The organism is Streptomyces sp. NBC_00654 (genome assembly GCF_026341775.1).
Taxonomy (GTDB): domain Bacteria; phylum Actinomycetota; class Actinomycetes; order Streptomycetales; family Streptomycetaceae; genus Streptomyces.
In genome coordinates, this window is the sequence record NZ_JAPEOB010000002.1 from 2,702,934 (window position 1) to 2,716,591 (window position 13,658).

At 71.4% G+C, this 13,658-nt stretch carries 12 protein-coding genes, 1 tRNA gene and 1 pseudogene; 5 read left to right on the plus strand and 9 right to left on the minus strand.

Features of this window, described 5'->3' with window-relative positions; genetic code table 11:
• Window positions 1-78: 78 nt before the first annotated feature.
• Entirely contained in the window at window positions 79-1,653 is a 1,575-nt protein-coding gene (locus OHA98_RS32245) for an alpha/beta hydrolase (RefSeq protein WP_266930765.1), read from the plus strand.
• On the opposite strand, the gene OHA98_RS32250 is transcribed toward OHA98_RS32245, so the two are convergent.
• From OHA98_RS32250 to OHA98_RS32280, 7 genes and pseudogenes are all read right to left on the minus strand, one after another.
• Window positions 1,634-2,368 carry a hypothetical protein gene (locus OHA98_RS32250; protein WP_266930767.1) on the minus strand — a complete coding sequence of 245 codons (735 nt, stop codon included), beginning with the start codon at window positions 2,366-2,368 and terminating at the stop codon, window positions 1,634-1,636. The two genes, OHA98_RS32245 and OHA98_RS32250, sit on opposite strands and share 20 nt — an antisense overlap.
• Window positions 2,365-2,787, minus strand: a complete 423-nt coding sequence (locus OHA98_RS32255) for a thioesterase family protein (protein ID WP_266930768.1) — start codon at window positions 2,785-2,787, stop codon at window positions 2,365-2,367. The genes OHA98_RS32250 and OHA98_RS32255 overlap by 4 nt, the downstream gene beginning before the upstream one ends.
• Before the next feature lie 5 nt (window positions 2,788-2,792).
• On the minus strand, window positions 2,793-4,457 hold the full coding sequence (ettA, locus tag OHA98_RS32260) for an energy-dependent translational throttle protein EttA (RefSeq protein ID WP_266930770.1): 1,665 nt from the start codon (window positions 4,455-4,457) through the stop codon (window positions 2,793-2,795).
• 163 nt (window positions 4,458-4,620) lie between these two features.
• Window positions 4,621-6,015, minus strand: a complete 1,395-nt coding sequence (locus OHA98_RS32265) for an LAETG motif-containing sortase-dependent surface protein (RefSeq protein WP_266931007.1) — start codon at window positions 6,013-6,015, stop codon at window positions 4,621-4,623.
• 301 nt (window positions 6,016-6,316) lie between these two features.
• On the minus strand, window positions 6,317-6,787 hold the full coding sequence (locus OHA98_RS32270) for a single-stranded DNA-binding protein (protein WP_266930772.1): 471 nt from the start codon (window positions 6,785-6,787) through the stop codon (window positions 6,317-6,319).
• Window positions 6,788-6,876: 89 nt separating this feature from the next.
• Window positions 6,877-8,816: pseudogene (locus OHA98_RS32275) on the minus strand (GTPase).
• Window positions 8,813-10,456, minus strand: a complete 1,644-nt coding sequence (locus OHA98_RS32280) for a dynamin family protein (RefSeq protein ID WP_266930774.1) — start codon at window positions 10,454-10,456, stop codon at window positions 8,813-8,815. Before OHA98_RS32280 ends, OHA98_RS32275 begins: the two are co-directional and overlap by 4 nt.
• A 317-nt stretch (window positions 10,457-10,773) precedes the next feature.
• Here OHA98_RS32280 and OHA98_RS32285 point away from each other — a divergent pair.
• Window positions 10,774-10,846: transfer RNA gene (locus OHA98_RS32285), tRNA-Arg, on the plus strand.
• A gap of 142 nt (window positions 10,847-10,988) precedes the next feature.
• Window positions 10,989-11,933, plus strand: a complete 945-nt coding sequence (locus OHA98_RS32290) for a tyrosine-type recombinase/integrase (RefSeq protein ID WP_266930775.1) — start codon at window positions 10,989-10,991, stop codon at window positions 11,931-11,933.
• A 74-nt stretch (window positions 11,934-12,007) separates the two neighbouring features.
• Here OHA98_RS32290 and OHA98_RS32295 read toward each other — a convergent pair whose 3' ends face one another.
• Together OHA98_RS32295 and OHA98_RS32300 are read right to left on the minus strand one after the other, a co-directional pair.
• Window positions 12,008-12,190: a hypothetical protein gene (locus OHA98_RS32295; RefSeq protein WP_266930776.1), complete on the minus strand. Its 183-nt coding sequence runs from the start codon at window positions 12,188-12,190 to the stop codon at window positions 12,008-12,010.
• Between the two features lie 197 nt (window positions 12,191-12,387).
• A complete protein-coding gene (locus OHA98_RS32300) occupies window positions 12,388-12,762 on the minus strand; it encodes a hypothetical protein (RefSeq protein WP_266930778.1) in 375 nt (124 codons plus the stop codon).
• 303 nt (window positions 12,763-13,065) lie between these two features.
• Between OHA98_RS32300 and OHA98_RS43015 the strand changes: the two genes are divergently transcribed.
• Together OHA98_RS43015 and OHA98_RS32310 are read left to right on the plus strand one after the other, a co-directional pair.
• A complete protein-coding gene (locus tag OHA98_RS43015; protein ID WP_353962260.1) occupies window positions 13,066-13,392 on the plus strand; it encodes a helix-turn-helix transcriptional regulator in 327 nt (108 codons plus the stop codon).
• A 28-nt stretch (window positions 13,393-13,420) separates the two neighbouring features.
• The gene (locus OHA98_RS32310) at window positions 13,421-13,621 is read left to right on the plus strand and encodes a hypothetical protein (RefSeq protein ID WP_266930780.1); all 201 of its coding nucleotides are present in this window, start codon (window positions 13,421-13,423) and stop codon (window positions 13,619-13,621) included.
• Window positions 13,622-13,658 lie beyond the last annotated feature (37 nt).

The following is a 13,658-nucleotide window of genomic DNA, read 5'->3' on the forward strand; positions in this document are numbered from 1 at the left end:
CGAGGGGGTGGCCCGATGGTGACCGCCCGCGCGCGCTCGTAGCGTCGGACAGGTCATCCCCCTGTTCCGAGGAGCATCATGCGCGTCACCTCCTTGTCCGTCGTCGGCCTGGGACTGGCCGGTCTGCTCGCGGGCGCGGTGCCCGCGGGGGCGGTGCCTCCGGGCCCCGTCGCCCCGACGTCCGCCGCGTCCCCCGGGCAGCGCCTCCGCTGGGCCCCCTGCCCGGAGCGGTACGAGGAGCTGAACGCGGCGGGCGGGCAGTGCGCCGAGGTCACCGTGCCCCTGGACCACCGGGATCCCGGCGGCCGTACGATCCGGATCGCGGTCTCCCGCGTCAAGGCCGCGGACCCCTCCCGGCGGCGCGGCATCCTGCTCTCCAACCCCGGCGGACCGGGCGGCACCGGACTCGACAGCACCCTGCGGCTGCGCCCGGCGCTGGGGGACGTGGCGGACCGCTACGACCTGATCGGCTTCGATCCGCGGTTCCTCGGCGACTCCACCCCGATCGGCTGCGCCCCGGCGGCACCGGCCGTGCCGCCGGGCCCTGTCACCTCCGCCCGCGAGGACTTCGAGAAGTCGGTCGCCGCCGCCCGTGACACCGCGCGCCGCTGCGGCCGGCACGGGGACAACGCCGCGCTGCTCCCGCACGCCTCCTCGCGCAATGTCGCCCGTGACATGGACGCGATCCGGGCGGCGCTGGGCGAGCGCCGGCTCTCGTACTACGGCATCTCGTACGGCGCCGATCTGGGCGCCGTCTACACCCAGTTGTTCCCGCGGCGGGCCGACCGGATGGTCCTGGACTCCAGCACCGATCCGGCGGCCACCCAGTACGAGCTGTTCCGGTCGGCCGGGAAGCCGCTGGAGGAGGCCCTGGACGCCTGGGCGGGCTGGACCGCCCGGCACCACGGCACCTACGCGCTGGGCCGCACGGCCGCCGAGGTGCGGGCCCGGGTGGAGCGGCTCGTGGACGGAGCGGAGCGCCGCCCGGTGGCCATCGCCGGAACCCGCGTCGACGCGCCGGCCCTGCGGCTCGTCCTCCGGCAGCTGATCCAGCACGAGGAGTACGACGCGGGGCTCGCCGGTACGGTACGGGACCTGGTGGACGCGGCCGCCGGAAAGCCGGTCGAACCCGGTCCGGAACTGGCCGCGATGCTGGAGCTGCTCGCCTCGCCGGACCTGGCGGACAGCATGCTGGGCGGGGCGCTGTTCATGTGCGGGGACGGCGGCTGGCCGTCCGGCGGCTGGCCCGGGGACCCGGCGGCCTACTGGCGCAACTCCCAGCGCAGCCGGGACCGGCAGCCCGTCTTCGGACCGTTCGTGAACGGGATGATCGCTCCCTGCGCCTTCTGGGAGACCGAGCCGGCCGAGCCCGGGACGAGGATCGGCAACGGCGTACCGGTGCTGATGCTCCAGGCGCTGCGCGACAACAACGTCCCGTACGCGGGGGCGTTGGCCCTGCACCGCAGGCTGACCGGCTCACGGCTGGTGACGGCGGACATCCGCTCGCACGGGGTCTACGGCCGTGGCGTCGACGGGCTGCGCCCGGTCCCCTGTGCCGACCGGGCCGTCAACGACTACCTGCGCGACGGCACGCTGCCCGCACACGACATCACGTGCTCCGCGGGCGGCGGTGTCAGCGTGGGCCGACGGTGAGGTCGAAGGTGCCGAGTCCGCCGCTCGCCTCGCGGCGCAGGGCGGTGGAACCGTACGGGGTGCGCAGCCGGAGCCAGGTCCCCGAGGTGAGCAGCGATACGGGGAAGTCCCGGGCGGCCCGGAGGAAGCCGAGGGACTGGGCGGCGTGGACGGCGCGCAGCGGAAGCTCCGTGCCGCCGACCGGCCGGGACCAGATCTCCCGGCCGATGCGGTCGCGTTCGGCCCGGTTGCGGCGCCCCTCGGGCAGCGCCTCGTCGCGGCTGCGGAACTCCGCGACCGCGACGGTGAGCGCGGCGCGCAGGGCGAGCGGACCCGGCAGGCCGGGCAGCTCCCGCCAGGGGCCGCGCGGTGGCAGGACTCCGGTCCAGGGCGGCCCGGTCACGGCCTCGGGCAGGCCGCCCGCGCCGGGACCGGGGCCGGTCGCCGAACCGGTCCCGGCAGCGGTGCCGGCCGGCTCCCCGACGTCGAGCGATTCGAGGAGTTCTCCGGCCGACACCGTGATGTCGAGCGTCTCGGGCCGGGCGAGCCGCGCCGTCCGGATCGCGAGGACCTCGAACGACGGCGGCCGGCCGAACACCGCCAGTGCGTCGCCGCCGCCCGCCTGCAACCGGACCGCGGCGGCCCGGTCGTAGTGGAGCAGCCGGCCGAGGAAGGCGGCGAGATCCGCCGCCTGACTCGGGTCGGCGAACCGCAGCGACCGCACGGGCACCGTCATGCTGCTGCGGGCTCCTCTGCCAGGTACTCCTGGAGGAAGAGCTTCTCCTCGGCGGAGATCCGCCGGGGCCGCTCCGCGGCCAGGTCGTACGGCACGACAACGGTCGACGCGCGCACGTAGACCTGCTCGGGGTCCTTGATCTCGTACGAGATCGTCAGCGACGCGGCGCCGATCTTCGTGACCCACGACTCGACGGTCACCGGCGAGTGCCGGTGCACCAGCGGCCGTACGTAGTCGATCTCGTGCCGGGCCACCACGGACCCGCCCGCGAAGGACGGCGAGCCGTCCCCCGGCGCCAGCCGGAACATGAAGTCGATGCGCGCCTCCTCCAGGTAGCGGAGGAAGACCACGTTGTTCACATGGCCGAAGGCGTCCATGTCCGACCAGCGCAGGGGGCAGCTGTAGATATGACGAGCCAAGACGATCAGCCTCGCGTGAGCTTCTTGTACGTGGCGCGGTGCGGGCGGGCCGCGTCCGCACCGAGGCGTTCGATCTTGTTCTTCTCGTACGACTCGAAGTTGCCCTCGAACCAGTACCACTTGGAGTCGCCCTCGTACGCCAGGATGTGCGTGGCGACGCGGTCGAGGAACCAGCGGTCGTGGGAGATGACCACCGCGGCGCCCGGGAACTCCAGGAGGGCGTTCTCCAGGGAGGACAGGGTCTCGACGTCCAGGTCGTTGGTGGGCTCGTCGAGGAGCAGCAGGTTGCCGCCCTCCTTGAGCGTCAGCGCCAGGTTGAGGCGGTTGCGCTCACCACCGGACAGGACACCCGCGGGCTTCTGCTGGTCCGGGCCCTTGAAGCCGAACGCGGAGACGTAGGCGCGCGAGGGCATCTCGACCTGGCCGACGTTGATGTAGTCCAGCTCGTCCGAGACGACGGCCCAGAGGGTCTTCTTCGGGTCGATGTTGGCGCGGGACTGGTCGACGTAGGAGATCTTGACCGTGTCGCCGACCTTGATGGAGCCGGTGTCCGGCGTCTCCAGGCCCTGGATCATCTTGAACAGCGTGGTCTTGCCCGCACCGTTCGGACCGATGACGCCGACGATGCCGTTGCGTGGCAGCGTGAACGACAGGTCGTCGATGAGGACCTTGTCGCCGAAGGCCTTGGAGAGGTTCTCGACCTCGACGACGATGGAACCGAGCCGCGGGCCCGGCGGAATCTGGATCTCCTCGAAGTCCAGCTTCCGCATCTTGTCCGCCTCGGCCGCCATCTCCTCGTAACGGGCGAGACGTGCCTTGGACTTGGTCTGCCGGCCCTTGGCGTTGGAGCGGACCCACTCCAGCTCTTCCTTGAGCCGCTTCTGGCGCTTCTCGTCCTTGCGGCCCTCGACCTTGAGGCGCGCCTGCTTCTTCTCCAGGTACGTGGAGTAGTTGCCCTCGTAGGCGATGGCGCGGCCGCGGTCGAGTTCGAGGATCCACTCGGCGACGTTGTTCAGGAAGTACCGGTCGTGGGTCACGGCGATGACGCAGCCCGCGTACTTCGAGAGGTGCTGCTCCAGCCAGTTCACCGACTCGGCGTCGAGGTGGTTGGTGGGCTCGTCGAGGAGGAGCAGGTCCGGGGCCTCGATGAGGAGCTTGCAGAGCGCCACGCGGCGCTTCTCGCCACCGGAGAGGTTGGTGACCGGCCAGTCGCCGGGCGGGCAGCCCAGGGCGTCCATGGCCTGCTCCAGCTGGGCGTCCAGGTCCCACGCGTTGGCGTGGTCCAGGTCCTCCTGGAGCTTGCCCATCTCCTCCATCAGCGCGTCGGAGTAGTCCGTCGCCATGAGCTCGGCGACCTCGTTGAAGCGGGTGAGCTTGCCCATGATCTCGGCGGCGCCGTCCTGGACGTTCTCCAGGACCGTCTTCTCCTCGTCCAGCTTCGGCTCCTGCATGAGGATGCCGACGCTGAACCCGGGCGACAGGAACGCGTCACCGTTGGACGGCTGCTCCAGGCCCGCCATGATCTTCAGCACCGTGGACTTGCCGGCGCCGTTGGGCCCCACGACACCGATCTTCGCGCCGGGCAGGAAGTTCAAGGTGACGTCATCAAGGATCACCTTGTCGCCGTGCGCCTTGCGCGTCTTGCGCATGGTGTAGATGAACTCAGCCAAGAGAAACCGTCCGGCAGCAATAGAGGTGTGGGCAGATACACCCCATCTTGCCTGACGTCCATCCCCCAAAGGAAACCCGTCCGGTCCCCGGTACACGGCGGCCCCGGTACGCGGGTGGCGTACCGGGGCCGTTGATCAGCGCACCCGCACGGTGCGCGCATCCCTACTCACCGTCGGTGTGCGTCTTCTTCCTGCGCAGGAGGAGGATCGCGCCGCCGCCGACGACCACCAGGACGATGGCGATGCCCGCGATCATCGGGGTGGCGCTGGAGCCGCCGGTCGCGGCGAGGTCGCCCTCGATCCCGGCCGAGCTGGTGCCGGTCGAGGCGGGGACGGGCTGCTTGGCGCTCTGGACGTCGATGCCGCCCTCGGTGTCCTTGGTGCTGCCGCTGGTGGCGCAGTCCAGGGTGCCCTTGAAGTTCTTGGCGAACCCGCCGGGGCCGGTGATGGTGAAGTCGTACGCCTGGTCCTCGGCGACCGGGATGGTGACCGTCCTGGCAGCTCCGGGGGCGATGGTGTGCTCGAAGCCGGCCAGCTCGAAGGTGAACGGCTCGTCGCCCGGGTTGGCCGCGGTGATGTCCACGCCGCCCTTGGCGCAGTTCTTCTTCGCGGTGAGGGCGGGCAGCGCGCCCGTCTCGGCCCAGGTGGCGGTGGCCCGCGCGGAGACCGTGGACTCGCTGGACCCGGCCAGGATCTGGGTCTGGCTCCGGGTCAACCCGGCGAAGGCCCGGCCCACCGGCACGGAGGTGGTGGTCTGGACGGTCAGCGAGGCGGAACCGTCGGCGGCGTCCTTCGGTATGGCGAAGTACAGCCGGGCACCGTCGGCCGCCGCGGTGACGGGCTTGCCCGCCTCGTCGGTGACCTTGATGCCGCTGGCCGCGGCGTCGGCGGAGGGCGCCACGGAGACCTGGTCCGCGTCGGTGCGGACCACGACCGGCCCGAGCCGCTGCCCGGCCCGGCCGGAGACCGCGGCGGGGTCCAGCGTCAGGGACGCCTTGGGCTCGGCGACGTTCCTGGCGTGGCTCTCCAGCCAGTCGGCGAGCTTCTCGGCCTGCTTGTCGGAGGCGTTGACATCGGCGTCGTCCGAGTAGCGCCAGATGGCGACCTGGGTGCCCGCCGCCGCGGTCCGCTCGGTGAGCGGACCGGTGCCGGCCTCCTCGGCGAGGGCCGCGAGGTCGTCGACCTGCGGGTAGGAGTGCTGAAGGATCCAGCGGATCTTGCCGGCGTTCTTGTTGGCGCCCAGCGAGGTCTGGGCCCAGGGTGTCTCCAGATACTTCGCCTGGTCCTGCGTGGGGTTGTGCACGTCGATGCAGTACGTCTTGAGCTTGCCGCCGCCGTCGACGGTCATCTCGAAGAGCCCGGCGGGCAGCTGCTGCGTCCGGTCCGGCTGACCGTCCCGGCCCTCCACATGGAGCACGGCGCTGTCGAAGGTCTTCAGCCCGTCCAGGGTCGCGCTCGCGCCGCCCTGGTGCTGGGGTACCACCTCGGCCGCCGCCGCGCCCGCGCCGGCCAGGGTGCCGGCCGCGAGGAGGCCGGAGACCAGCGCCGCAGCGCCCAGTCGTGCGAACCCACGGCGATGCGCTCTCCCCCTCCGCCCCGCTCTGCCGTGACCGCGGTGCACGGCGGTCGGATCGGACGGCAAGGTGGACGCTGAAGACGCAGAAAACACAGAATTCCCCTCCGGGCGGGACCTCGCGCAGGGTGCGCATGTGGGGAATGCCCCGCCAGCAGACTCAAGTGCCCCGTGAGTACTGGGGAATCCTAAGGAACGGGACCATGCACAGTCCCCCGTCCCAGCCTCCGACAACCATTCCGAATCGGAATCGTTATCGCCGCCGTCACCCCGCTCACCTGCTGTTTCAGGACACCGAAGCCAATTCGGCGGCCTGTTCCCGGATCTCCGGCGAGGGGGCCGCGCTCCCCTCCGCGCCGCCCTCGCCGGGTGCCGGACGAGCCGTCGGAGTGGGCTCCGCCCGCACCGCTCGGCGGAACGCGGCGGTCCCCCGGCCCAGGTCATGCCCCACCGCCACGGCCTCGATGTCCACGAAGGTGCGGCGCTGACCGCCCCGCTCCTCCTCACGCACCTTCAACCGGCCGTGTACGAGCAGGGGTTCGCCGACCGATACCGATCCGGCCAGATTCGACGCGAGCGCCCGCCATGCCCAGACCGTGTAGAAGCTGGTGTGCCCGTCCGCCCACTGCTGCTTCTCCCGGTCCCAGCGGCGCGGTGTCGCGGCGAACCGGAACCGCGCCATCGGGCCGGTGGCCGTCTCCCGGAACTCCACGCCCGTGGCGGCGTTTCCCACCACGGTCACCAAGGTCTCGTTCATGTCCGTCCCCCGTCTGCCCTGTCATCACGCCGTTCCGCGTGCTGACTTCATGGTGGACGGAAGCCGGGACCCGTGCCGGAGCCTGTGGACTACCGGCCGGTTGTGGAAAACTCCGTCACCGCCACGTAGCGCTCCCGCACCTCGCGGTAGCGCACCAGCTCCGCCGCCACGGGGTCCAGCACCCGGGCCCGCCCGCAGCCCGCCGCGGCCTCCCGCAGCCGGCGCTCCGCCTCCTGCCCGTACCGCCGCGCCGGTCCCCGGGCGGCCGCCGCGCAGGACCACTCCACCAGCGGCCCCCCGATGACTCCGGCCAGCATGATCAGCGCCGGGACGACCAGGCCCGGTTCCAGGAAACCGACGATCTGGCCGAGCAGCCACAGTCCGCCGAAGATCTGGAGCAGGGTCATCGACGCCTGGGCCAGCACCGCGGCGGGCCACCACCTCGGGCGCGGCGGCCGTCCCCCGCGCACGCCCAGCGGCGGACCGGAGCCCGGCTCCCGGTCCGCCGCGCCCCCGTCCGGCCCGGCGAGGCGGCCGTGCCGCCCGCGCCCGCCTTCACCGCCAGCCCGTCCAGCGCCTCCGGGAGCCCCCGCGCCCCGCTCACCGCCGCCTCGCGCACGGCCTGCGCCCAGGGGTCGGGCAGCCCCGCGGCGGCCTCGTCCGCCACGGTCCGTACCGCCTGCTCGACCCGCTGCCTGGCGGTCAGCTCCTCCTCCGGCGGCGCCAACACCTGCGCCATCCGGTCCAGGCTGCCCGGCTGCCGGGCCGATTCGTACCAGCGCCAGAGCCGCAGCCACGGTGTCCCGCACGCCCGCCCGGCGTTCCTGCGCCACTCGCGTTCCGCGGCCTGTCCGGCGGCGGACGCCCCGACGGCCTCCGCGAGCCGGTCGGCGAACTCCTCCCGGGCCCGCTCGCCGAGCCCCGGGCGCCCCTCCGCCACGTACAGCGGCCTCAGCCGCGCCGCGGCGGCGTCCACATCGGCGGAGAGCCTGCGCGCGGCGGCGGTGCGCTCCTGGACGAACCGGCCGAGCATCTCGCGCAGTTCGCCCACGCCGTCACCGGTGAGCGCGGACAGGGACATGACGGTGGCACCGGGTTCGCCGTGCTCCCCCAGGGCCATGCCGTCCTCGTCCAGCAGCCGCCGCAGATCGTCGAGGACCAGGTCGGCGGACTCGCCGGGCAGCCGGTCGATCTGGTTGAGGACGACGAAGGTGACCTCCGCGTGCCCGGCCAGCGGGCGCAGATAGCGCTCGTGCAGGGCCGCGTCGGCGTACTTCTCCGGGTCGACGACCCAGATCACCGCGTCGACCAGCGCCAGCACCCGGTCCACCTGCTCGCGGTGGCCGGCCGCCGCCGAGTCGTGGTCGGGCAGATCCACCAGGACGAGCCCCTGGAGCGCCTCGTCGGCCTCCAGGCACCCCTGCTGCGGCCTGCGCCGCAGCCGCCCGGGAATCGCGAGCCGGTCCAGCAGCCCGGCGGCGCCGTCGGTCCAGCTGCACGCGATCGGCGAGGCGGTCGTCGGCCGGCGCAGCCCGGTGTCGGAGATCTGGGCGCCCGCGAGCGCGTTGAACAGGGTCGACTTCCCGCTGCCGGTGGCTCCGGCGATGGCGACGACGGTGTGCCGGGAGGAGAGCCGCTGACGGGCGGCGGCCTCGTCCAGCACCCGCCCCGCCTCGGCGAGGGTGGCCCGGTCGAGGCGGGCCCTGGAGAGTCCGACCAGTTCGCGCAGGGCGTCGAGCCGGGTGGGCAGCGGGCCGCCCGGCGTCACATACGCCTCGGCCTGGGGCCGGACATCGTCGTCCGGCGCGCTCCCGGGCCCGGCGTCCACGGGGACGACGGCCGCCGCGCGCCGGGCGATGAGCCCGTCGTCCCAGCGCCCGTCCGCGCTCCGCGGTCCCCCGCCCGCGTCCTGCCGCCCCTGGTCCGGTACCGGCTCACCCCCCGGTTCGCGCTTCCCGTCCCGCTCCTGGTCCCGCGCCGGGTCCCGCTTCCGGTCCTGCCCCTGGCCCTGCCCCGTGACGGCAGTCATCGCTGCCACCTCTCCTTCTGCAGTAGGGAAAGCGCGGCGATCAGTTCGGCCTGTGGTTCGGGAGCTACGTCGAGCGCGTCGAGCGGGGCGAGCCGCCGGTCGCGTTCACCGTTCAGCACCTGGTCGAGATAGCGGGTGAGCAGCGCCCCGCCCCTGTCCCGCAGCCGCAGCGCGCCCTGCGCGCCGATGCGTTCGGCGAGCTGCTCCCCCGCGGTGCGGGCCCGGCGCCCACCGAGGAGGGCGGCCGTCAGCAGTGCGGCCACCGTCTCGGGGTCGGGTGCGGCGTTACGTTCCAGCAGCCGTACCTCCTCCTCCGCCAGTTCTTCGAGCACGCGCCGCCAGCGCCGTACGGCCATGGAGATCCGGCCCTCGATGTCCTCGGCGGGGCCCCATCCCCCGGCCTCCCGGCCGGCGGTCTCGAAGTGGAAGAGCCCGGCGGCCGGTTCGCGCCGCCAGGTCGTACGGATCTGCTCGTCGGCGGCGGCCACGGCGCACCGCAGGAGTGCGGCCAGGCTGTCCACCAGCGCTTCCAGGAGTTCCCCGGCCGAGCTGTACAGCGGGAAGCCGCGCCACCGGGTCCGCGCGTCCCCGGCCAGCACGGCACCGCTCTGGAGCCGCCGGCGGATCCGGGACTCCTCCTTCCGGTAGGCCTCCTCGACCACCCCGGTCAGCCGCACCGCCGCCGCGTGCTGGGCGGCGACGGCCCCGGCCAGCCCGGGGACCCGTACGTTCAGTGACTCGATGACCCCGGACGCCGTACGCCCCACGGCCTGCTGCCGGGCGGCCGGGTCCTGGGCGCGGTGGGTGAGCCAGGCGCGCAGCGGGGCCACGGCGGTGGTGGGCAGGAGTCCGCTGCCGCCGCCCGCGGACTCGGGCAGTTCGGGGATGGTGAAGCGCGGCACCTCCCCCAGGCCCGCCCGGGTGAGCAGGGCCGCGTACTGCCGGGAGACCTCGACGCTCACCTGGTGCGGCACCCGGTCCAGGACGGTGACGAGGGAGGCGTCGTACTCCTTGGCGGTACGCAGCAGATGCCAGGGCACGGCGTCGGCGTACCGCGACGCGGTGGTCACCATCACCCATACGTCGGCGGCGCAGATGAGTTCGGCGGCGAGGACCCGGTTGCGTACGACGAGGGAGTCGATGTCGGGGGCGTCGAGCAGCGCGAGTCCGCGCGGCAGGCTGGCCGCGGTCTCCACCCGCAGGACGGTCCCCTCCTCGTCGCCGCCCGCCGCGAGGTCGTCGAGCCCGTCCGGGTCCGGGGCCTGGCCCGGCGGCAGCCAGATCCGGGTCAGCTGCGGGAGCACCCGTACCCCGGCGAACCAGTGGTGGTCGTCCGGATGGCAGATGAGCACCGGCGTCCGCGTGGTGGGCCGCAGCACCCCGGCCTCGCTGACCCGGCATCCCACGAGCGAGTTGACGAGCGTCGACTTGCCGGCCCCGGTGGATCCCCCGATGACCGCGAGCAGCGGCGCCTCGGGGTCCTTCAGCCGTGGCACCAGGTAGTCGTCGAGCTGCGCGAGCAGTTCCAGCCGGGTCTGCCGGGCGCGTGCCGTCCCGGGAAGCGGGAGTGGAAGACGCACGGCGGCGACACGGTCGCGCAGGGCGGAAAGTGCGTCGATGAGCTGAGGCCGTGCGTCCATGGTCGCCACATGCGAAGAATGCCCAATTTTGAAGCCTTTTTGAAGCGTATCGACACCTCTGCGCGGCGGTTCCACCCTCCGGACAGAGGGGACGAGTGGGGCGCAGGCATAACGACTGCACAACACCCGTGGCGTCAGGCGCCAAAAGCGGTGCATGAATCGCACCTACCTGCGATTATCGGTTCGCTTCACCGAACCTCCACATCGTGCCACGCAGGTGAAGCAACCGGGTCGAGGGGATCGGAGCCCTATCCTTGTCCCGGCAAGGCCACGGAACCGATCGATCAAGGACTCCGGGCCGTCGAGGCCACCGCCCGGCCCCCGTAGCTCAGTGGATAGAGCAGGCGCCTTCTAAGCGCTTGGCCGCAGGTTCGAGTCCTGCCGGGGGCGCAAACGCCTTCTGACCAGCGGAAACGCTGGTCATTTCTTTTTCCCGACCTATGCACATCGCTTTCGGGCCAAGCGCCTTGACTGTCCACGATCGTGGGCACATGGTGTTCTCATGGCAGATGAGCGGTACAACATCGGGCCCATGGCTGCCTCTTGGCTGCGCGCCCTCAAGTCAGAGAACAAGAGTGACAACACCATTCGTATCTACGCGAACGCCGTGAACTCGTTCGCGCGGTTCCTGCTCGACCAGGACGCCGGGTATCGGCCGGTCGCCGACGAGGAAGGAACACCCGGACGGCCCGCGCCGTCCGAACTCGACGAGGTGCACCGCGAGCATGTGCAGGCGTACATCGCCGCCACGATCGCGCGTACGTCGCCGGCGAACGCACACCAGCACTTCCGGGCGCTGAAAACCTTCTTCAACTGGCTCACGGACGAGGAAGAGATCGACCGCACCCCCATGCGGACGATGAAACCGCCGACGGTCACCGAGAACGAGGTGCCCGTCATCCCCGAGGCCGACCTCGTGAAGCTGTTCCGGGCGTGCAAGGGCAAGACGTACGCCGACCGTCGAGACACGGCGATCCTGCTGCTGTTCCTCGACACGGGCGTGCGGCTGTCGGAACTCACCGACCGCAAGGTCGTCGACCTCGACCTCGACCTCATGGTGCTGCGCGTCCTCGGGAAGAAGGACAAATGGCGTTCAGTGCCGTTCGGCCGGACCGCGGCGACCGCCCTCGACCGGTACCTGCGGGCGGCGGCGAAGCACAAGGGCAAGGCGCTCGAAGAGGACATGTGGCTGTGGTGGGGCGACCGCGGGCAGAAGATGCACCGCTTCACCATCTGGGGCGTGGGGACCATGCTCAAGCGGCGGTGCGCCGAGGCGGAGATCGACCCGATCCACCCCCACCAATTCCGGCACACGTTCGCACACTTGTGGAAGGTGAACGGCGGGAACGAGGACGACCTCATGCGCATCACAGGGTGGAGTTCCCGGCAGATGCTGTCCCGATACGCGTCGTCGGCCGGCGCCGAGCGCGCCCGCTCCGCTCACGCTCGTCTCAGCCCGGCCGACCGCCTCGGCTGAAAAACGACTGCGCCCCGGTGCCCGGCTCGTCGACGAGAGCCGGCTACCGGGGCGTACTTGTGCAGGGTGGGGGGTTAGCCTCGCTGCACTTCGAGGTTCCCGACGAGCTGTGGCATACGGAGGCACAGGAGTGCGAGCGCCGCAGCCTCGTCGATCTGCTGGGGATCATGAGCGAGCCGGACGTACCCGCCGAAGTCGCGGTACACCACTGGCGTACCGCGGTCGAGTTCGACCTGCTCAACCCGCACATCTGTCACGTGACCCCCTGTTCCCGCCGTCCGATTTACGAGCACCACAAATCGAACCGGCGTTCGACACGCGCGAGGTCTGATCACTCTACGACGAGGCGAGCCGTAAACACAGGGCGTATCACACGCAACAGTGGGTGACCTCGTCACCAGATATATGCAAGCTAAACGCAGTTCCCGGCAGCGTCACCCGTTCGGGTGAGCGCTTACTTTTCGGCGTCCCACCGATCTGCTACAGCCTGCGCCTTATCGGTCGATTCGCCCTCTGCGCCGATGGCGCGAATCAGCCGCGCGGGTGCGCCGGCCGACAGCTCGGCGTCGGTGTACCCGATCACCTGCAGGTGCGCCGCCGCCGCGACGATCTCGCGGTCGAGGCCGAGGCCGATCGCGACGGCGCCGACGAGCTGCGGCGTGATGTCGTACCCCTGATCACCGATGATCTTCGCCGTAAGGCTCTTGCTCGGCGACCATCCGGTATCCGGGTCCACAGCGACAGCGGAGAACTCGCGTGTCGACATGCGTCGGTCTCGGCCGACATGCGCCTTCACGAGTTCCGTGAGCGCGTCCCGCTGCTGTGGCATCCCTCCGCCTCTCAAGGCTCACAAGTCCACGCCCAAAACCGGGCGAATATGCGAATTCGCAGGTCAGGGCGTACAACCTTTTTCACTTGGCAGACATTGTCCACGATCAGGGGCAGCTATGGGGGCCGGGGGGGATTCCCGGCTGATTCTTAACCCCCGCATAAGCTGCCCACGATCGTGGACACCGCTCGAACGATGTGCTGTACTGGCGTTGTCCACGATCGTGGGCAGCAAAGCGGAGGCTCATCCATGGCTCATGCCCGGCGACTGCATCTGACCGACAGGTACGTGCTGCGCGGACTGATGACATGGGCGCCGGGCGGCAGCTCACTGGATATCCGGAAGCTCGCCGACGCCGTCGGCGTCTCGAAGAGCAAGATCGGCGCGCTGCTGTCCGGTGAACGACCTTCGGTCACGGAGGACGTTGCCGACCGCATATGCGAGGTGCTCGACGTACGCCGAGACGCTCTTTTTTACGACCCACTGCCCACGCCCATGGGCGTGGGCGGTCATCCGAAGGAAGGGGCTCGAAGTGAACACGAGCGAGCGTTCGCAGCAGATGAGGTTCGCGGCCCACATGAGTTGGGCGAACACGCCGAACCGGTCGGCCCGTACCGCCGCCGCCCGTAGGGCGTCGCACCACACGCGGTTCCTCGCCATGGCGCGCGAGCAGCACCCCGACGCGACCGAGGCAGAGATCACGCAGGTCGCCGAGTCGCTGCGCAAGGCGCATTACAGCGCGCTCGCCCTCAAGTCGGCGGCCGCCCGCCGCGCGAAGAGCGAGGCCGCGAAGGAGAAGAAGCGGGCCGAGGCGCGGCAGCAGCTCGCGCAGTACCGCCCCGGCTCGGCCGCCGCCTGACATCACCCCGGACGCAAGTCGGGGCCGACCCGGACCG

What these genes read in the sequence shown, in the direction of transcription:
- OHA98_RS32245 (WP_266930765.1), top strand. Translation starts at nt 79, where the DNA reads ATGCGCGTCACCTCCTTGTCCGTCGTCGGCCTGGGACTGGCCGGTCTG.
- OHA98_RS32250 (WP_266930767.1), bottom strand. Translation starts at nt 2,368, where the DNA reads ATGACGGTGCCCGTGCGGTCGCTGCGGTTCGCCGACCCGAGTCAGGCG.
- OHA98_RS32270 (WP_266930772.1), bottom strand. Translation starts at nt 6,787, where the DNA reads ATGAACGAGACCTTGGTGACCGTGGTGGGAAACGCCGCCACGGGCGTG.
- OHA98_RS32280 (WP_266930774.1), bottom strand. Translation starts at nt 10,456, where the DNA reads ATGGACGCACGGCCTCAGCTCATCGACGCACTTTCCGCCCTGCGCGAC.
- OHA98_RS32290 (WP_266930775.1), top strand. Translation starts at nt 10,989, where the DNA reads ATGGCTGCCTCTTGGCTGCGCGCCCTCAAGTCAGAGAACAAGAGTGAC.
- OHA98_RS32300 (WP_266930778.1), bottom strand. Translation starts at nt 12,762, where the DNA reads ATGCCACAGCAGCGGGACGCGCTCACGGAACTCGTGAAGGCGCATGTC.
- OHA98_RS43015 (WP_353962260.1), top strand. Translation starts at nt 13,066, where the DNA reads ATGACATGGGCGCCGGGCGGCAGCTCACTGGATATCCGGAAGCTCGCC.
- OHA98_RS32310 (WP_266930780.1), top strand. Translation starts at nt 13,421, where the DNA reads ATGGCGCGCGAGCAGCACCCCGACGCGACCGAGGCAGAGATCACGCAG.